Source organism: Nocardia sp. bgisy118 (assembly GCF_057708605.1).
In genome coordinates this window covers 228,682-247,631 of the sequence record NZ_JBYISM010000005.1, presented here as the reverse complement: position 1 = coordinate 247,631, position 18,950 = coordinate 228,682, and the positions used below count along the sequence as shown (strand labels likewise).

Below are 18,950 nucleotides of genomic sequence, written 5' to 3'. Positions count from 1 at the left end.
ATCCGGTCAGCGCCGCCGTTTTTTCGGCGGCGCGGGCGGCGGCTCCTCGTCACCGGGCCGCCTGCCGCCCAATCCCGTCACCTTGCCGAGCAACGAAATGCCGGGCAGCCGGGCGAGTTTGCCGAGCACGTCCTCGCCGAGGCCGATCATCGCCTCCAACCGCGGCAGCAGCCGGTCGTAGGCCGCGAAGGCCGGGTCGGCCAGCGCCAGCGTCCGGTCGAGCCGGTCGATGGTCGCGTTGAGCCGGTCGATGGCCAGCGAGAGGTTCTCGAGCAGATCGGGCAGCTGCGCGGCCAGCTGGGCCGAGGCCGGAGGCAGCCGGACCGCGGCGTCGAACGCATGTTCCGCGGTCAGCTGCGCCGATTCCAGCGCCTGACCCGCGACCGACTGGGCCGCCTCGACCGCCGACTGCGCGGCCGCCAGGATCTCCGCGGGGCCGGGGACGCGCGGTCCCGCTGTTTTCGGGGTCTGCTTCTTGCGGCCCGACCCCCTCGGGGTAGTCATGGCACTACTGTGCCCGACCGGACGCCCGAACACCGGTAATTCCCCGACCGCCCGGTCTGTGTCGCCTCGGCGCGCCTGCGCGCGGACCCGACGAATTCGGCGTGTCGGAGGGGCGTGGCAATATTCGAGCACGATGAAACTCAGCAAGGGCGCGCACGCGCCGGTACCGACATCCCTTCTAGCCGTGGTCGTTTCATGGCGGTCGGAGCATGTCGTCGACGCGCAGGCGCTGTTGCTCGACGGCACCGGCACGGTGCGCACGGACCGGGATCTGGTGTTCTACAACGCGCCTCGGCACATGTCACAGGCGGTGACCGTGGACCAGGAGCCCGCGCCGGGGACCGCGCGGCTGAGCGTCTCGCTGCCGCGCACCGAGAGCGACGTGGACCGGATCGTGGTCAGCGGCTCGCTCGACCACGGAACATTCGGCGACATAGCGGGTTTGACGGTGACCGTCTTCGCCGCCGACGGACCGGTCGCCCGCTTCGACATCGAGGACGCCGACGCGGTGGCCGCGATGATGTTCGGCGAGTTCTACCGCCGCGAGGGTCGCTGGCGGTTCCGCGCCATCGGTCAGGGCTGGAGCAGCGGCCTGGCCGGGCTGGTCACCGAGTTCGGCGTCGCGGTCGACGACTCGCCCCGGCAGGCTCGCACCCCGCGACCCTCGGATCCGTTCGCCCGGCCGCACCCCGGTGGCGTGCGGGACGCCGAGCGCGAACGACCTGCCGCGCACGACACCGCTCCGCCGCGCAACGCACGACCGGCCACCGAACCGTCCTCACCGCAGGACCGGCATCTGCCCTCGGGAGCCCCCTACCCGACGCGGCCGGTCCCGGAGACCGCGCCGCGGCGGGCGGCCGAACACGCGGAGGCCGCGGCGACCTCCACGCACCACGAGGACGGCGCGCTACGCCCTCCTGCGGTCTCGCGGCAAGCGCCGCCTCGCGGTGAATCCGCCGCAGCCGCTTCGACACCCGCCCCTGTGAGCTCCACCGCATTCGAGCCTTCCGCCGCGGGCGGGCCCGCGCGCACTCCCCAGCGCGTCGATCTGACGCGGCAGACGCGGCAACCGGCCCCGCCGCCACCACCGCCGAATCCCGAACGCGCCGACTGGCATCCGGACCCCGAGGACCCATCGCGCCTGCGCTGGTGGGACGGCGCCGAATGGACCTCGGCGACCTTCCGCCGCACCCCGGCCGGCCCACGGGCCTGCGCGCGATGCGGAAACACGCTGCGCCGCAAGCTGTTCGGCGGCGCAGCGCCCTGCCAGTTCTGCGAGGCCGAGATCGAGGAGTTCCTCACTCACTGGCACACCCGAGCCTGGCGGGTGCTGGTCGCGTCGGGTCCGCAGGGCGAGCCTTGGGAAGCGCTGTGGGCGTCGCTGCGCTACCAGCGCATCGACGAGAACATCGGCCGCACGGCGCTGCGCGAGGTCGGACTCAGCTACATCGAGCGGCTGGTCACCTTCGCGTTCGCGGATGGGGCGATCCAGCAGGACGAATACGACACCTTCGAACGCGCTGTCGGCGAGCTGGCGCTGACCGGCCCGCTGGTCGAGGATCTGCGCAGGCGGATGCATCGCGGGCGCACGCTGTGCAGGCTGCGTGAAGGCGATCTGCCGGTGGTCCGCACGCCCGGCCTGCACTTGGATTCGGAAGAGAAGGTGCATCTCGACCTGGTCGCCACGCACGTGCGCCAGCTGGCCCGCGGCCCGAAACTCACCGAGGGCAGGCTGATCGCCAGCAACAAGAAGCTCCGCTTCGTCGGCAGCGGCGCGGGCGTGGAGATGCCCTGGTCGCGGGTCGTCTCGGTGCACATCGAGGCGGGTGTCGTGGCGATCGCGGCGACCTCGGCGCGCGGCGGCGCGAGCTTCGAGGTCGCCGACCCCGATTACGTCGCGGCCGCGTTGGAAGGCGCGCTGCGGGTCGCGAAGCGCCTGGTGCTCACGCCGGGGCAGCGCGACACGCGCAGCATCCCGCAGGAGGTGAAAGCCGAGGTGTGGCAGCGCGACGGCGGCAAATGCGTCGAGTGCGGCAGCGGCCACTACCTCGAGTTCGACCACGTCATTCCGCTCAGCCGTGGAGGCGCGACCAGCGCGAGCAACCTACAGATCCTCTGCCGCGCCTGCAATCGCGCGAAGGGCGCGCGGATCTGAGGGTTGTGGCGGCGGCCGCAGGCCTCCGAAGGCAGCGATCGCCAGGGTCGTGCGGCGATGACACTCGCGCAGAACGTTGGTCAGCCGACGGCCAGACCGATGTTCGCCCCGGCCGTCGCCCGCTACTTTTTCGCGCGCGCCCGTTCCGTCCGCCAACGCACGTAGTTACCGAACAACCGCACCACCGACCCCTCCCCCGGGACGGGCCGCACCCGCGTGTTGTGGAACGCGGCCACTTGCCAGCCGTCCGCCGTGCGCACCAGCACCCAGGTGTTGCGGGAGCGCCGTCCCTTGGGCACCTCGCGCTGCCAGGCGAACACCACCGACCCGGTGCCGTGGATGACGGCGGCGTCGTCGGTGAGGAAGCGGATCGATTCGATGGCGCCGTCCATCCTGGTGCCGTACAACACTCCGTCGAACAGCCCGGCGTGCAAGTCGCGGTTCGCCTCCCGCCCGCGCAGCAGCGTCCCGTCGAACGCCACGTAGTCGCTGTCCTCGGTGAATTCGGCCGCGTAAGCCGTCGCGTCGTTGTCGTCCCACGCCTGCGCGGCGCGCGCCACCACCTCGCGGATCAGCGCCTCGTCCTTGGTCCGATCTGTCATTTCTTCTCCCCTGATCGATTCCCGTCGCATCGATAGTGAGCTCGGAACACTGGCCTGGATATCGGGAATCACCCTGAGAAAACACGGATTTCGGGTCCGCTCTCGGCGAAATCGGACGCATCCTCCGGTGCGCGGGACTCTAATGGGTAGCGCAGCCCGCACGCAGTGGAGGTCACCCATGACGAGCATGTACGAACACGCCGGAGGCGAGGAGGCGCTGCGCCGAGTGGAGTCCGCCTTCTACGACAAGGTGCTCGCCGATCCGGTGCTGAAGTCGCTGTTCCCCGACCGTCTCCCGACCCACGTCGACCACCTCACCTGGTTCACCTCGGAATCGTTCGGCGGCCCGGATCGCTTCAGCCGCGAACTGGGGTTCGACTACCTCATCGCGGTGCACCGGCACCTGAAGATCACCGACGAACAGCGCGAGCGCTTCGCCGAGTTGTACATGGAGGCGTTCGAGGAGGCCGGCCTGCTGGAGTCGGAGGCGTTCCGCGACGCGGTCCGTTCGCACGTGGAGTTCGGTGCGCAAGTGGCGCAGCAGAACTCGCACGCGCAGACCGACGAGGAGTTGCACCCGATCCGCGCGGTGCCGCTCTGGACCTGGGAGGGCTGAGCGGCCCGTTGCCCGGGGCACGCACCGGTCGCCGAGCGGATATCCGGAATGTGCGCTCGGTCCAGGTCAACTGCCGACGACGGCGTTCATGATGGTGCCCGCGCTGGTGGCGACGACGCCTCCGAGCATCGCGCCCGCCACCATCTTCGGCGACTGGAGCGCACCGCCGGACCATTTCTCCCAGGCGAATCGGCCGCCCGCGTAGATGATGCTCGTGACGCCGGACAGCATCGCGAACCAGGTCCCGTACCGGACGAACTGCATCAGCTTGTCCGACAACGGCGGCGCCTCGGGAGTCGGGTTACCGATCTGCGCCAGGATGGAATACGTGTCCCCGACCGACATCAAGATCATGCTCACTGTTGGTTACCTCGGGATTCACCGGTTCGTGGCAGCCGGGTCGACCACCACGCTCCACCCATGATCCGGATGGACCCGTCCGCTCGCAAGACGCTGGGCGACAACGGCGTCTGTGTGCACGGTCGAGCGGCGTCCGCGTCGCGGCACGAGGCTTCTGCGCCAGGCCGCAGAACCGGATACCATCCTTTACAGCGATTCTCCTTGTCCCGAACCCGGAATGAGCAGCACACGATGATCCTGGCCATCGCATACGACACCCTGGCGCAGATCGGCAATCCGACGCCCGAGGCGCCGCCGGTGTCCGACAAGATCCTCCAGCTCGTCCGCTACCTGACCTGGTTCGTTCTGTTGTCGGGTGTCTGCGGCATCATCTACGCGGGCGGCCGGTTCGCCTGGGAGAAGTGGACGGGCGGCGGCCTCGAATCGCCGAAGATGGTGGCGGGCGCGATGATCGGCGGTGTGGTCGCCACCAGCGCGGGCACCATCATGAACGCCGTCATCGGCTGAGCTTTGTCATCGGCTGGGCTTCGTCATCGGGTGCGCTCCGGAAGACACGGCGGCGCGGGTCAGCTGGTCACGCCCGCGGCCCGCGCGGCGCGCAACCACTGCGGGAACTCGCCTAGCAGCCTGGCGTAGAGCTGGGCGTCGTCGACGCGGTCGATGTCGTCGAGCGCGAAGAATCCGGCGTTGTCGACCAGCCTGCCGTCCATCTCGTCGATACTGCGCAGCAGTCCGTAGTTGGCCTGGCCGAGCCCGACGAACTGCCAGAACGCGGGCAGCCGAGACGCTTCCCGCATCAGGGCGGTGATCTCCGGCTTCTTGGCGAACCCGCCGTCGGTGAAGAACAACACCAGCGTCGGACGGCCGCCGGGCCGCAGCGTGTCGATGACGGCGCGCATGATCGGCAACTCGTCGTTGCGGCCGCCGAGCCCGCTGTAGTCGATGCCCGCGTGCGTGCCGCTGAGGTGCAGGTAGGTCTCCGACCAGCGATCGCCCTCGGCCACTGCGATATCGGGCAGCCTGGTGTACGACAGCGCGTACAGGTAGGCCTCGAGCGTCCCGTCGTCGTCGAGCTGGGTGGCGACCGGGATCATCCGCTCCACCACACGATGCACGACCTTCTTCCGGTACTGCTTGACCATGCTGCCGGTCTTGTCGATGACCAGCACCACTCGCGCCCGAACACCCAGCGCGTCCTGGTCGATCAGCACCTTGGCGACCTCGCGCTTGCGTAGATCGAGCACGGTGCGCTTCTCGAAGGAGAGCGTCGCCTCGCCCGGCACGGTGCGCACGTCCGGCTCGAGAGGCTGCTTGGCCTGTGTCAGGGCGGATCCGGATTCCCCGGACGTCGGAACGGATTCGGATGCCGGAACAGTCGCTGACGGCGCCGTACCGGCCGCCGCGATGTGGGGGCTCGATGTCTGCCGGACAGCCGAGTCGTCCGCAGCCGCTCGAGACTGTGTCGCGGGCGGCGACGCGGGAAGTGAAGTAGGCGCAGTCGGCAGCGCCGATGCCGGATCGGCGCTCGGCGACGGGTCGGGTTCGTCGTCGACGACCACTCCGTGATCGGTGATCAGCGCGGCGAACCCGCCCGCGTACCCCTGGCCGACGGCGCGCACCTTCCACTGATCACCTCGCCGGTAGAGCTCGAGGGCGATCACGACCGATTCGGACCCCAGCCCCTCGATCACGTACTCGTACAGCACGTTTCCCCGGTCGTCCGCGATGGTCGCGACCGGCGGCGCGCAGCGTCCGAAGGTGCCGGTGGGATCGTCCAGCGTGAGCACCGCGCGCACCTGCGCGATCTCACCGGGCAGCGCCCCGGGGGAGATCGCCAGCGCGGCCGGCGATCCCGAGGCCAGCTCGACGCCGGGCGCGATGGGCTGGTTGAAGAACACGAAGTCCGCGTCGGAGCGCACCGTGCCGGATTCGGTGACCAGCAGCGCCGACAGGTCGACCGCCGCCTCGGTGCGCACCGACACCACGACCCGCGCCGCCGCCACAGGTCCGTTCTGACCCTTGACCAAGGATGTGCCCACCGAAAACTCCTGCCGTCGCGCCCGGCTCAGCGTACGACAGGCGTCCCGGGGACCGGATCGTTCTCAGCGCTCGGATGTGCTGTCCAGGGACGACCGATGTGCGGCCAGGATCTGCTCGCGCAGGCTCTTCTCGGTGTGCCGGATGGCCGGGCCAACGAACGCCTGAATGATCTTGTCCAGCGCGCGTCCGGCCAATCCGCCCGGCACCCGGTAGTCGACGACCACGTCGATCTTGGTGCTGTCCTCGCCGACGGACTCGAAGCCCCACCGGACGGTGCCCTCGATACCTTTGATCGCGTGCAGCGAAATCTTCGCGCCGTCTTCCCATTCGACGATCTCGACACGCAGATTCAGGGTGGTCGGGCCCAGCTGCACGGTCGTGTCGAATACCGCGCCGGCACCGGAGGTCTGCTCCCCGACCGGTGTGTAATGCCGAATCCCGAACAGCCACTTCGGCACATTGCGGTAGTCGGCCACGTACGCGAACGCGAAATCCACCGGCGCGCGGCCGGTCGCCGAGTGCTCGAGATGACCCATGATTACTCCCCTTCCACCGTTTCCCGCCGATGTCGAGGGTAGGCGGAACCGGCGACAAGCGCCCAAGATCGGAACGCGCACACGTGATCGCGACAGCCGCGGGAGAGCGGGGCGGTCAGCCCGCTCATCTTCCGAATCACTCGACGTACCAACGGAAGTGGTCAGGCCCCTGGGCGTGTGCGTCGATGGTATCGCGCAGATAGTTGGCCGACTCGACCAGCACGCCACCGGATTCCAGGGTGCCGATCACGATGCCGAGAAAGGCTGCGCGGCCCTGCGGCGTCGGGAAGTAGACGATGCCGCCCGAATCACCCTTGTCGGCAGCGAAATCCGCGATGAAGAAGGTGTCGCCGACCTCGCTGACCCGGCCACAGGTCCAGTTGGTTGCCCAGCCGACGTGGCAGACCTCCTGTCCCACTCGAGCATCGGTGTAGGTGGACTCGATGCCGAAGTTGCCGAGCGAGGCCGAGACCCCGACCCCAGCGGCCAGCCGGATGAGCGCGAAACCGATCCCGCCGATGGTGGCGTCGTCACCGTAGCTCTGCTCGTACCAGCCGATCAGGCGGCCGTTCTCGTCGTAGACGCGCCGCCCTTCCTGAAAGCAGTGCGCGGCGGTCACCGCGTACTTCGCCTCACCCATGTGCCCGGTCGCGCCGACCGAGCAGATGCTCTCGCCGGTGGTGATCGTCATGCCGGGATAGGCGACCCCCTGTGCTTGCGCGACGGCGGGGAACACCGCGCCGAGACCCGTCGCCAACGCCGTCGCCAGCAGGAGCTGCGTCAGCTTGTTGCGGTAGTTCATGTTCACGCTTCCTCGTGCGTGGCCGAGGCGCGGTCGGCCCGGGTAACTCGATGCGCCCGATCGGCGGAAGGCTCGCCACGCGTCCTCGGACGAGCCGACCGTCGCGCGCCCCGACGCGCACGACGATCGACTAACCGAAGCACGGATCACGCGGCGGACTCGCCCACTCCCCCCTCACCCCGTACGGACGGCCTTTCGCCGTCCGCGCCGTACCGTATCACGCACTGACGACAGCTTCGTTTGCCGTCGAATCCTCAGCGCCCCTTGCTAAATCACGCTCCACGCAGGCACTCGGGGGTCGGCTCGCCTGGCTTCGCCTCGACGGTCGGCACGTACGGCCGACCGCCTGCGCTGCCCGCCGGGCACAGCCGGACGACCGCGGGGCCCGCACCGGCCCGGTTGCCGCTGTTGTCGAAGACGATGGGGCCGCCCGCACCGGCCACCGCCAGCTCGGGCGAGGTGAAACCACCGATGGTGATATTGACCTGACTGCGCTGCACCGTCGACGCTGCCGGTAGCGCGCGCACCGCGGTCACGACGGTGCTCAGCGCGTCGTAGGCGTTGACCGCCCAGCCGTCGCCGATGTGCGCGAGATCGAATCCCGCTGCGGCATAGGCTTCTTCGAAGGCAGACCACTGCGGATTGCCCTGCTCGGGTCCGTCGGCGCCCGCGACGCGGGTGAACAGCAGACGCACGCGCCCGCCGGTGAAGCTGGGCGAGCTCAGCGCCTTGCTGCGCAGGTCTTCCAGCGCGGGATCGGATTCCGTGGTGCGCAGGCGATTTCCGTCGGAGGTGCTCAGCACCGTGATCGAGGTGGCCGCGCACTGCCCGTTGGTGTAGGCCTCGTCCAGGCTGTAGAGGAGGCGTCCGAGGTCGCGTCCGCGAGCCAGATAAGCGATCGTCACGTCCTTGGCTGTCGCGCAGACCCGCCGGGCTGTCTGCAAGACGGTGGTCGGCTCCTCGGCGTCGAACTTCACCTCGAGCAGGGGGTCGCCGCCGTACTGCCGGTGCAGGAAGGGCAGCGTCGTGCAGGTGTACGGGTCCGACCCGCCGGTGGGGACCATGACGAAATCCGGCCTGGCAGGCGCCACCGTGCCGAGCGCGCGGACCTGCACCGCCACCCGGAACGCGACCCGGTAGAAGTAGTCCTTGCCGACGCCATGCGGATAGGTGATGTCCTCGTCGCATCGAGTGAAATCCGGATCGTCGCCCGCGGAGCCGGACTGATCGAAACCCTCGGCGGTGACCAGGTCGGACACCATCGGAATCTTCTCGGCGGCAAGCAGATCGGCGACCTCGGCCGTGGTCTGGTCGCTGAGCCCGACGCCCGCGACGGCGACCACATCGCCGCGCTGCGCCAGTTCTCGCGCTACCGCCGTCGCGGCGCCCTCGCCGCCGTAGTCGCCGAGATTGCCGACGACGAGCCGCATCGGATGCACGCATCCGGTGTCGTTGGCCCGGCGCTGACCGGCGGCCATCCCCTCCAGTTCGTGCACCGCGCGGCTGCCCGCCAGCTCGTCGGTCATGGTCAGCAGCACGCCCACGGTCACCGGCGTGCCGAGACATCCCTCGGCCGAAGTGCGGTTCTGCTCGTCGATCACACGCATCACGTGGTCGAACGCGGGAAGCCCGAAAGCGTAAGGCCCCTCGGACAATCCGACGCATTCGCCGCCCGCCGCCCACGCCGCCGCGCTCGGCCACCCGTCGTTGCAGGTGGCCAGCCGCCGCAGCGGCTCGCGTGCCGCGATCCCGCTCAGTGTGCCAACCACCAGAATCACCACCGCACCCAGCCGCACCCAGTCCGTCCACGGTCGCGGCATCGGCCTGCGTCGCTTCGGGAATATTCCTACCCAGTAACGCGACTCCACAGCGGGCTCCTCATCGAGGTCAGGTCAACGGGATCGGCGCGCGCAGTCGTGATAGACGTTGGCGCGCACAAGGATCGGGGTTCGGTCCAAGGCGTGATCGGCGAGCCGGTCGAAGCTGTGCCCCGCCCGCGCGCACAGGATCTCCCTGCGCTGCACGGTGGTGATCCGCAGGTCCGACTCGAGCGCGGGCACCACCGCGAGCAGCACCGCGATGTGCTCGGCGGGGGTGGTGGCATGGTCGCTGCCGTCGATGAGGCCCGCATCCGGCCTGCGCGGATCGGAGATCTCCACGATCTCGTCGAACAGCGACAACCACTTCGTCGTATCCGAGGTCGACAGCAGGTCGGCGAGTTCGTCCACGATGGCGGCGCCGCCGTGCAGCAGCCGGGTATAGTGCAGCCTGCCTGCGCGATCCTCCGAACTCACCGTGTCGAGCAGCATGCCGAACACGCGGTCCCAGCCGGGCGGCGTGTCGTCCGTTCGCCCGGCGAGATCGCGAAGTCCCATGCGCCGCGTGAAGGCGGGCAGCACCCCGTCGTCGGTGGGCGCGCTCCACAGCGTCGGCGATCGGAACAGCGGCGAACGGTCCCCGATCCCGGATGGCACCAGGGTGAGCAGCCGGAGCGCGTCGCCCTTGGTGCGCGCCGCGGACACCGTGACGAGCGCGTCGAGGATGCCCTCGTCGAGTTGCTTGCGCGGGTGCAGGTCCCTGGCGAAGAGCCCGAGCAGGTGACGTTGGACGGTGGTGCCGGGGCCCGCGTGATTGTCGCGCAGCAATGCTTCCAGGTCGTCGGACCGCTGCCGCGCCTGCTTGATCCGGTTCAGCACATAGCCCGTCGCGGCGGGGTGGCCGTCGGTGAGCCGATACACCTGGGCGCCGATGCGATCCGCCTCGATCGCGGTGACGTCCTTGGCGAGGGTCTTGACCTCGAATTCCGACAGATCGTTCAGCGGCAATCGTGCCCACGCCTCGTTTGCGGCGGGATCGGCGCGCTGCCGAGACGTCCATGTCGCGGCGGCAGGAACCTGCCCGTCGAGTTCCTCCGCCAGGACGCCGGAACTGGTGGTGATCAACGTCAGCGGATCGGTCAGCGAGGATCCGGCGGCGGCCAATGCCTTGCGCGAGCGCAGCAGCGCGCTGGTGAAGGCGACCGCGGCCGGGGCGTCACCGTCATCGAGCAGCACGACGACATTCGAGGGCCGTCCCGCGACCCGCGCCGCGCTGTTGCGCAGATCCGCGAGGAAGGCGCTGATCAACAGGTCGTCCACGCCGCGCCGGATGTCCGGATCCTCGACGGCCGCCTTGATGGCGAGTTCGATGAGCACGGTCTCGGCGTCGGCCCGCAGCCCGAGATCCTGGTGTCCGTACCACGAGACCGCCGAACCCCAGGTGATCTTGGTGATCAGCCTGCCGCGGGTGAGCCTGCCGACCACGAGATTCGACAGGTGCTGGCTCAGCGTCGGCGCGATCACCGCGGCGCCGGGCAGCTTGATGTTGGCGGCCTGTGCGCCGACCAGCCCGACCAGATCCCCGATGAAGCCGACCAGCGCCGCCCGGTCCCGGTACCGATTCAGCACCGTGCGCAACCGCTCCCGATGCTCGGTCGCGGGAACCTCCGTGAAGTTCTCGTTGATCGCGAGCTGCGCCACCAGGGTGCGCGGAAACGCGATAGGAAAGCCGGGCAGATCCATGCTCAGGCCGAGCATGGCCGCGGCGAGCACCGGGCGGGCCGGATTGTATTGGTCGTAGGGACGTTCCAGCGGCCGGACCAGCACGGTCGGCGTCCGTCGCTGCCACCGGTCCAGCACCTGTTCGAGCACGGTGGTGCGTCCCGCGCCGCCGTATCCTTCCAGCGCCAGCACGGGATTCCCGGCCGTCTCGGTATTCCCCCTCGGAACCCGCACCAGGGTGTCGATCAGTTCGAGCAGCTCGGCGCGCCCCACGATCACCAAGCCTCACCTCCCTCAGGCTCGGGCGCGACTCTAGCAGCGCGACGCCGATCCCGCTGTGAGACAACTCGATCCGTGACGCGGGCCCGCGCGCGTCGTCCGCGGCGGGAGCGCGGGTTCGGCGCGGACGCGCTGCATCGGGCCCTCGCCGCGATGACACGACACCGGCTCCTCGCCGCGATGGCGCGACACTCTGCCTTCCCCACGGTGCCGCCACACCAAGCCTTCCCCACCGTGCCGCCACACCGGAATATTGCTGACCACTGCGCCCGTCACGCCGCCGCGCGCAGCCCGAGTGAGCCTCCGGCGCTCTCCCGGACTTTCGCCGCGGTGGCGCCATATCGGAGCTCCGCAGCGATGACGCGGCGCCGGACCGGCGATGCGACAGACCTTCGACAGCACACGCGCAGCCGCCGCCCACGAATGCGAGCCACCGGTTCCTTCGTCTCGATTCCCTACCGATCGCCCCAGCTCACGATGGCCGCGCGAAGCCGAGACCGCAGGCACAAACGCGAGTTGTCCGCGAGCCCGCCGCGCCCGAGGCTGAAGACATGGAATACCTGCGATACGCCGAGTTCCTGCCCGCCGACTACCGGCGCGAACCACTGATCGAACCGGTCGCCACTTGGTGGCCGTGGCGGGGCCGGCACGTGCACGTCGCCAGGGCGGCGCGCCCCGAGGCGACCGTGCGGATGCTCGTCGTCCACGGCGCGGGTGGGCACGCCGGACTCGTGTGGCCGTTCGCGGCGCTCGCCGCGGCCGAGAGCGTCGACGCGATGGCCATCGACCTTCCGCTCTACGGCGACACCGTCGAACCCGCGCCGAGCTCGGTGCGCTATTCCGACTGGGTGCTGCTGCTCACCGAATTCGTGCGCGCCGAACGGGAATCCGATGGACGGCCGCTGATCGTGTTCGGCGCCAGCATCGGCGGGATGCTGGCCTACGAAATCGCCGCGCGCACCGGGGTCGTCGCCCACGTGATCGCGACCTGTCTGCTCGATCCGGCCGACCCCGCGGCCCGGCGCGCGGCGGCGCGCTGGTCGTGGACCGGCGGCTTCGCGCCCCGGCTGCTCGGTTCGCTTCCGCCGCGGGCTCGACGACTGCGGGTGCCGATCCGGTGGTTGGCGGATATGCGGAACATGAGTCTCGATCCCGCACTGTCCGCCCTGTGCGGCAGCGATCCCCGAGGCGGCGGTGTGCACGTGCCGCTGGGATTCCTCGCCGACTTCATGAACTACCGGCACACGCCCCCGGAGGAGTTCACCTCGACTCCGGTCACGCTGGTGCACCCCGCCTCGGACCGGTGGACGCCACCGGCGCTGAGCCTGCGGTTCCTGGCCCGCATCTCCGCACCGACAAGAACCGTCCTCTTGGAGAACTGCGGCCATTTCCCGATCGAAGAACCCGGCCTGAGCCAGTTGGCCACCGCGCTGCGCGGCGTCCTCGCCGACACGGCGAACGTCACGCCGCCGGATCGGCGGTGATTCGAGAGACCAACGCCAGCAACAGCTCGGTGTCCAGCCGATGCGGGATCAGCACGCGGTGTACCTGAACGTCGACGGCATGCACGACGGTACGCGCGAGGTACACCGGATCGTCGCCGCCACGACCGCACCGCACGAGCTGACCGGCGATCTCCTCCACCAGCCGGTCCTCGAACGCCCGCAGCGCGGCCAGCTCCCCCGCCGACCGCGGCGCCACCCGATGCAGCAATGCGTGCAGGGCGGGCCGATCCCGGTGCAGATCCACGACGACGTCCAGAATCGCCCGCATCGTCTCGTCGAAACCGGGCTCGGTGGAGCGCACCTCGGCGAACACCGCCTCCAGTCGCGTCACGCCTTCGGCCACATGTCGTTCCGCCAGCGCGTGCAACAGCGCGTGCTTGTTCGGAAAGTATTGGTAGAGCGACCCGATCGACACTCCCGCGCGCTCGGCGATCCGATTCGTCGTCGTCGCCAGCCCTTCGCGCCCGAACATCTGCGCGGCCGCCTCGAGCAGCGTGTCCACGGTCTCCCTGGACCGCCGCTGCCGCGGCGCCTTACGCGGTGAGTCGGTCATCGCCCTTCACACTAATCCACGCGCACACCACAGCGACGACCTCCGACCTCGCAGAGGTTTCGTACGCCTCGCACAGGCCGCAACCTCTGTGCGGCGTGCGAACAGCCTGCGAGGTCAGCCGACAACCGCGAGGTATTCGGCGTAGAAAAGCATGAGACCGAGGGCGGCGGCTATGCCGGCGAGGAGCCAGAAGCGGATGATCACCGTGGTTTCGGCCCAGTTGCTGAGTTCGAAATGGTGGTGGAACGGCGCCATTTTGAAGAAGCGGCGGCGAGTGGTTCGGAAGACGACGATCTGCAACAGCACCGAGAGGATCTCCGCGCAGAACAGTGCGCCGACCACCGCCATCAGTACCTCGGTCCGGGTGGTGATCGAGAGTCCGGCCAGCAGGCCGCCCAGCGCCAGCGAACCGGTGTCGCCCATGAAGATCTTCGCCGGTGCGGCGTTCCACCAGAGGAATCCGATGCACGCGCCGACCCCGGAGGCGCACACCATCGCCAGATCGAGCGGGTCACGCACCTCGTAGCAGCCGACGGCGGGCGCCGTCGAGCACGCGTTGGTGTACTGCCAGAACGTGACGATCACGTAGGCGCCGAGCGCGAAGCTCATCGATCCGGCCGCCAGCCCGTCGAGGCCGTCGGTGATGTTCACGGCATTGGACCAGGCCACCACGAGGAAACAGACCACGAGCAGAAAGGCGATGAGCCCCAACGACACCGCGTTGATATCCCGGACATAGGACAGGTGCCGACTTGCGGGCGTCAGCCCGGTGCTGTCGGGAAAGCGCAACGCCAGCACGCCGAAGAGCACGGCGGCGGAGAGCTGTCCGACGTACTTGCCGGTGGCGGTCAAGCCGAGATTGCGCTGTTTGCGCAGCTTGATGGAATCGTCGAGGAACCCGACGATGCCCAGCGCCGTCGCCAAGCCGAGGACGAGCAGCGCGGAAGCCGACAGACCGTCCACGCCGTCGTCCCCGACGAGCAGGTGCGCGCCGAGGTACCCGGCCCACAGACCGGCGAGGATGGCGATGCCGCCCATCGTCGGGGTGCCGCGCTTGGCCTGGTGGCTGGCCGGTCCGTCGACCCGGATTTCCTGACCGAAATTCCTGGTGGCGAAGGCCTGGATCAGGAAAGGCGTGACCATGATCGAGACCGCCAGCGCGATCATCGCCGAGAACAGTATTTGTTTCATGGGCCCCCGTACCGCCGCTGAGCTTCCGCCCGTTCCACACCAAAACCCGTACGTCTCGGTCAGATGCTAACCAAAGCACGCCTCGCACGCCCGAATCGGGCAATACCCGCTATCGGTCGACCCATTGCGCACGACTCGATCTGCGGGGCTCCGCGGACCGGTCCGATGTTCAGCTCCACAACGGATTCCGTCATACTCTGAGATTGCAAGGGGCACAGGTTGATACAGGGGAGGACGCGCGATGCGCAGTCTGGAAGACCGGTTCGGCGACGCCATCGATGAGCTCGAGAACACGAACGACCAGCCGACATTGGAAAGGATCGAGCAACTACACCGCCTGGTCGACGATCTCGATTACGAGCTCCAGACCACCACGAGCCTCGGAGCTCGCCGCTACGAGCTGACCAAGCGCAGCAGGCACTCCCACGCTCTCCTCGCCGACGCCCGAAGCCGCGCCGAGAACGCTTTCGCGATCACCGACGAATGGGAGATCCAAGAAACCGTCGACCGACGCTACTGACTCGTCCGGAGCGCGTCCGCCGTGTGAGTTTCGCGGAGACGCATCGACATTCGACCGTTCGCACTCGGCGGGAACTCGCTTATGCGTCCGGTTGCGGACGGACGGTCAGGATCTGTTGCGCCTGCCCGACGGGACCACGGACGTCGTGCAGCACCGTGCTGGTCAGGCCTTGACCCACGTGACCGAAGGTGACGGTGGTGTCGAGTCCCGTCCACGGCCCCTCGGGCTGCCGGTACAGGTGGATGGTCAGATCGAGGTTGGGGAACATCCATTTGGCGGGCTCCTGCCTGACCGCGATGCCGTTGGCGGTGTCGACCAGGGCCACGAAGGACGCGAGAGCGCTGGCCTGCTCGCCGGAAACGAGATCGAGGGGCGAGGACAACCACGCGGTGGTCCGGCCGGGCTGCGGGATGCCGACCGGCCTGGTGTCCAGTGACGCGATGTAGCCGCCGGGCCACACGGAGGTCAACGGCCAGGACGACAGCGTCTCCGGTGCGGCGAGCGCCTCTGGTTCGCCGCCTGCGACGATGCCGGTGTCCTGGGTCGTCATGAACCACGCGCGGGCCGCGACGGTGGCGCGACCGTCGATCACGACGGTGGCCTCGACGAGTTCGATGGTGCGGCCCGCCCGGATCGTCTCGACGTGGATGTCGAACCGCTGGAATGCGATGCGGCCGAGGACGTCGAAGCCGATGCGGCCCATCAGTAGATCGGGCCTGCCTTCGCGCGCCCGCGTTCGTTCGATTTCGTGGACGATGAGCCCGCCCAGCGGGCTGAAGTGCTGTTCGTCGGCGGCCCACGCGCCGCCCGCGTGGCGCGTGGGGACGAAGGAGTGGGCATCGACCCGCTCGAAATAGGACTCGGGTTCGGCCGTTCCGGTCAAGGGAAAACACCTCTCTGTGTGCTGCGGCCTCGGTTCACGGAACCGGATATCAGAATTCAACCTACGGGTCGAATTTCATTTCTACTAGTCGAGTGGCCATCTTTGTGGTTGACTTCACGGTGTCCGGCCCGCGCGGGCGGGCCGCTGCCGAACGAGAGGAGCCATGGTGTCGAGATTCGACGACTACGAGCAGTTGACGTTCACGCGGCGCGAGAACGGGGTCCTGCTGGTCACGCTGAATCGGCCGGAGAAATACAACGCCGCCGACGAGACGATGCACACCGAGCTCACGCGGGTGTGGAACGACATCTCGGACGACCCCGAGGTGCGCGTCGCCGTCGTCACCGGGGCGGGCAAGGCCTTCTGCGCGGGCGGTGATCTGGGCATGGTCGAACGGATGGCGGGCGACTACGACCGGGTCTCGCACATGCTGCGGGAGATGAGCGACCTGGTCTACAACATCGTCAACTGCGACAAGCCGATCGTGTCGGCGATCAACGGCGTCGCGGTCGGCGCGGGCACGGTCGCGGCGCTGCTCGCCGATGTCGCCATCGCCGCCGAGGACGCCCGTATCGGTGACGGGCATGTCCAGCTCGGCGTCGCGGCGGGCGATCATGCCGCCATCATCTGGCCACTGCTGGCGGGCATGGCGAAGGCTCGCTACTACCTGCTCACCGGCGAGATGCTCACCGGCGCCGAGGCCGAGCGCCTCGGAATGGTCGCCAAGGCGGTGCCGCGCGATCGAGTCCTCGACGAGGCGCTGCGGGTCGCCGACGTCCTGGCGACCGGATCACAGCAGGCGATCCGGCTCACCAAGCGCAGTCTCAACAACTGGTTGCGCACCGCGGGACCGATTTTCGATCAGTCCGCCGCCTACGAAATGCTGACGTTCCTCGGACCGGACGTCGTCGAGGGCGTCGCCGCGCTGCGGCAGAAGCGCGCGCCGAAGTTCCCCTCCGCGATGCCGAGTTGACTATCGAATATTCGGCCAGGTCGAAGAATGAACGCAAGGGTTCGCTTCCCCACTCGGCGGTGGATCGACCGACGATCCGGCCGGATATGATCGGGCGGTGACATCGACCGTGGGAGAGGACACCGGCGCGTCCACCGGGCGCGCGGCACGGCGTCGCGACCGCCGCAAGGCGGAGATGATCGCGGCGGCGCTCCAGATCCTCTCCAGCAACGGCTATCAGGGATTGCGCTTCGAGGATGTCGCCGAGCGCACCGACATCGCGAAAGCGACTCTCTACCACTATTTCCCGAGCAAGGACGCGCTCGTCTCGGCGGCGCTGGAAAAGCTCACCACCGATGTACTGACCCGGCTCGGCGAAGTCCTCGACACCGTCGCGGAGCAGTCGCCGACCGAGCAGTTGCGCGCGCTCGTAGCCGCGCAGCTGCATGTGCTGACCGTGCTGTATCCGGAGGTCGGCGCGCTCTTCTCCTTCCCAGCACCGTGGCCCGCCGAGCACGGCGACGCGATCAAGACGATGCGCCGCCGCCACGACCGGATCTTCCGCAGGGTCGTCGACGAAGGCGTCGACTCCGGCGAATTCGACTGCCCCGACCCGTCGGTGGCGCTGCACTGCCTGCACGGCATCCTCAACCACGCCTCCATCTGGCTGCGCCCGGACGCCGATCCCGACGGCCGCACTCGCGACGCCGTCGTCGACGAAGCCATCCGCCTGTTCGCGCGAGCCTGACCGGCTCCCGCGCCGTTTCGCTGCGCGCTCGCGGCTTTCGCTGCGGCGGCGCGCAATAGCTTCTCACGCCTTCGCGACGTCCTCCTTCTCGCGCTTTCGCAACGCCCTCTTCTCACGCCTTCGCGACGCGCTCCTTCTCGCGCCTTCGCGACGGTCTCTTTCTCGCGCTTTCTCGACGCTTGCCTCCGTGCACGTTCCGCGGCCATCCGCCGCTCTTCCCATGACCGTGCGCGACGACAGAGGCCCCGCGCAGGAAGCGCCGAGCCCGCCCTTCTGGTCACCGCCTGACGCCGAACCGCCGTTCGATCCCCACGCTCAATCAACCCATCGGGGCATTTCTCGACCCAAGGGTTGAAAAATAGATCGCTAGGTCGGTACCGTGTCGAACGAGACGAGACCGGCGAGAGGAAGAGCATGGATCTCAACGACAAGGTCACGGTGGTCACCGGGGCGGCATCCGGCATCGGCCGCGCCATCGCCCTCCGCATGGCCGAAGCGGGCGCGGTGGTCGCGGCGGTCGATCGCGACAGCGCGAGACTCGCCGCCACGACCGAAGCGACCGCGGGCCGTGCCACCGCTCACCGCGCCGATCTGTCCGATCCGCAAGCCATTCGCGCCGTGCGCGACGACATCGTGGCCGCGCACGGCGCTCCGGACGTGCTCGTCAACGCGGCCGGGTTCGACCGGGTCGAGCCGTTCATGGACAACGACGACGACCTGTGGAGATCGCTGGTCGCCGTGAACTTCCTCGGACCCGTGCGGCTCACGCACGCCTTCCTGGAAACGATCCTCGCCGGGCGACGAACGGCGAAGATCGTCAACATCGCCAGCGACGCGGGACGGGTCGGCAGCCTCGGTGAGACCGTGTACGCGGGCACCAAGGGCGGCCTCATCGCATTCACCAAATCGCTCGCCAGGGAAATGGCCCGGCACCGGATCAACGTCAACTGCGTCTGCCCTGGCCCCACCGACACGCCGCTGTTCGCCACTCTTCCCGAGAAGGTCCGGGACGGGCTGATCCGCGCGATACCGTTCCGCCGACTCGCCACGCCCGAGGAGATCGCCGACGCGGTGCTGTTCTTCGCGAGCGACTACTCCGCGTTCGTCACCGGCCAGGTGCTCAGCGTCAGCGGCGGCTTGACCATGGCCGACTGAATTCCCCCGC

The 18,950-nt window shown here is 68.8% G+C and carries 19 protein-coding genes; 8 read left to right on the top strand and 11 right to left on the bottom strand.

All coding sequences use genetic code 11. The features are described 5' to 3' along the window. Positions 1-6: 6 nt before the first annotated feature. A complete protein-coding gene (locus tag AC3EO7_RS08730; protein WP_431963070.1) occupies positions 7-504 on the bottom strand; it encodes a hypothetical protein in 498 nt (165 codons plus the stop codon). A 133-nt stretch (positions 505-637) separates the two neighbouring features. Between AC3EO7_RS08730 and AC3EO7_RS08725 the strand changes: the two genes are divergently transcribed. Continuing rightward, positions 638-2,659, top strand: coding sequence for a TerD family protein (locus AC3EO7_RS08725; RefSeq protein ID WP_435590935.1), 2,022 nt, complete (start codon positions 638-640; stop codon positions 2,657-2,659). Between the two features lie 122 nt (positions 2,660-2,781). On the opposite strand, the gene AC3EO7_RS08720 is transcribed toward AC3EO7_RS08725, so the two are convergent. After that, complete coding sequence (locus AC3EO7_RS08720; RefSeq protein ID WP_435590934.1) at positions 2,782-3,261, bottom strand: SgcJ/EcaC family oxidoreductase; 480 nt, start codon at positions 3,259-3,261, stop codon at positions 2,782-2,784. 178 nt (positions 3,262-3,439) lie between these two features. Here AC3EO7_RS08720 and AC3EO7_RS08715 point away from each other — a divergent pair, with 178 nt between their 5' ends. After that, entirely contained in the window at positions 3,440-3,877 is a 438-nt protein-coding gene (locus AC3EO7_RS08715) for a group II truncated hemoglobin (RefSeq protein WP_435590933.1), read from the top strand. Between the two features lie 66 nt (positions 3,878-3,943). Here the strand turns inward: AC3EO7_RS08715 and AC3EO7_RS08710 are convergent, their stop codons facing one another. Next, entirely contained in the window at positions 3,944-4,237 is a 294-nt protein-coding gene (locus AC3EO7_RS08710; RefSeq protein ID WP_357454087.1) for a hypothetical protein, read from the bottom strand. 231 nt (positions 4,238-4,468) lie between these two features. Here AC3EO7_RS08710 and AC3EO7_RS08705 point away from each other — a divergent pair, with 231 nt between their 5' ends. Continuing rightward, positions 4,469-4,744: a hypothetical protein gene (locus AC3EO7_RS08705; protein WP_431963062.1), complete on the top strand. Its 276-nt coding sequence runs from the start codon at positions 4,469-4,471 to the stop codon at positions 4,742-4,744. 59 nt (positions 4,745-4,803) lie between these two features. Here AC3EO7_RS08705 and AC3EO7_RS08700 read toward each other — a convergent pair whose 3' ends face one another. The 5 genes from AC3EO7_RS08700 to AC3EO7_RS08680 all read right to left on the bottom strand — a co-directional run bounded on the left by AC3EO7_RS08700 (position 4,804) and on the right by AC3EO7_RS08680 (position 11,436). Then, positions 4,804-6,276, bottom strand: a complete 1,473-nt coding sequence (locus AC3EO7_RS08700; RefSeq protein WP_435590932.1) for a VWA domain-containing protein — start codon at positions 6,274-6,276, stop codon at positions 4,804-4,806. A gap of 63 nt (positions 6,277-6,339) precedes the next feature. Next, positions 6,340-6,813: an SRPBCC family protein gene (locus tag AC3EO7_RS08695; protein WP_435590931.1), complete on the bottom strand. Its 474-nt coding sequence runs from the start codon at positions 6,811-6,813 to the stop codon at positions 6,340-6,342. Positions 6,814-6,949: 136 nt separating this feature from the next. Next, positions 6,950-7,615: a trypsin-like serine protease gene (locus AC3EO7_RS08690; RefSeq protein WP_431963056.1), complete on the bottom strand. Its 666-nt coding sequence runs from the start codon at positions 7,613-7,615 to the stop codon at positions 6,950-6,952. A gap of 272 nt (positions 7,616-7,887) precedes the next feature. Further along, positions 7,888-9,435, bottom strand: a complete 1,548-nt coding sequence (locus AC3EO7_RS08685; protein WP_435590930.1) for an ABC transporter substrate-binding protein — start codon at positions 9,433-9,435, stop codon at positions 7,888-7,890. Positions 9,436-9,507: 72 nt separating this feature from the next. Continuing rightward, positions 9,508-11,436 (bottom strand): hypothetical protein, encoded by a 1,929-nt coding sequence (locus tag AC3EO7_RS08680; protein ID WP_435590929.1) that lies wholly within the window; start codon positions 11,434-11,436, stop codon positions 9,508-9,510. Between the two features lie 548 nt (positions 11,437-11,984). Here AC3EO7_RS08680 and AC3EO7_RS08675 point away from each other — a divergent pair. Beyond that, positions 11,985-12,917: an alpha/beta hydrolase gene (locus tag AC3EO7_RS08675; RefSeq protein WP_435590928.1), complete on the top strand. Its 933-nt coding sequence runs from the start codon at positions 11,985-11,987 to the stop codon at positions 12,915-12,917. On the opposite strand, the gene AC3EO7_RS08670 is transcribed toward AC3EO7_RS08675, so the two are convergent. After that, positions 12,895-13,491 (bottom strand): TetR/AcrR family transcriptional regulator, encoded by a 597-nt coding sequence (locus tag AC3EO7_RS08670; protein ID WP_431963048.1) that lies wholly within the window; start codon positions 13,489-13,491, stop codon positions 12,895-12,897. The genes AC3EO7_RS08675 and AC3EO7_RS08670 overlap by 23 nt on opposite strands. 114 nt (positions 13,492-13,605) lie before the next feature. After that, positions 13,606-14,682, bottom strand: coding sequence for a phospho-N-acetylmuramoyl-pentapeptide-transferase (gene mraY, locus AC3EO7_RS08665; protein WP_431963046.1), 1,077 nt, complete (start codon positions 14,680-14,682; stop codon positions 13,606-13,608). A 241-nt stretch (positions 14,683-14,923) separates the two neighbouring features. Here mraY and AC3EO7_RS08660 point away from each other — a divergent pair, with 241 nt between their 5' ends. Next, positions 14,924-15,202, top strand: coding sequence for a hypothetical protein (locus AC3EO7_RS08660; RefSeq protein WP_431963044.1), 279 nt, complete (start codon positions 14,924-14,926; stop codon positions 15,200-15,202). Between the two features lie 79 nt (positions 15,203-15,281). Here the strand turns inward: AC3EO7_RS08660 and AC3EO7_RS08655 are convergent, their stop codons facing one another. After that, entirely contained in the window at positions 15,282-16,085 is an 804-nt protein-coding gene (locus AC3EO7_RS08655) for a thioesterase family protein (protein ID WP_435590927.1), read from the bottom strand. A 163-nt stretch (positions 16,086-16,248) separates the two neighbouring features. Here AC3EO7_RS08655 and AC3EO7_RS08650 point away from each other — a divergent pair, with 163 nt between their 5' ends. The 3 genes from AC3EO7_RS08650 (at position 16,249) to AC3EO7_RS08640 (ending at position 18,940) form a co-directional block, all read left to right on the top strand. Next, a complete protein-coding gene (locus tag AC3EO7_RS08650) occupies positions 16,249-17,058 on the top strand; it encodes an enoyl-CoA hydratase/isomerase family protein (RefSeq protein ID WP_431963040.1) in 810 nt (269 codons plus the stop codon). A 97-nt stretch (positions 17,059-17,155) separates the two neighbouring features. Then, positions 17,156-17,785 (top strand): TetR/AcrR family transcriptional regulator, encoded by a 630-nt coding sequence (locus AC3EO7_RS08645; protein ID WP_431963038.1) that lies wholly within the window; start codon positions 17,156-17,158, stop codon positions 17,783-17,785. 414 nt (positions 17,786-18,199) lie between these two features. Next, positions 18,200-18,940, top strand: coding sequence for an SDR family NAD(P)-dependent oxidoreductase (locus AC3EO7_RS08640; RefSeq protein ID WP_435590926.1), 741 nt, complete (start codon positions 18,200-18,202; stop codon positions 18,938-18,940). Positions 18,941-18,950: the final 10 nt, after the last annotated feature.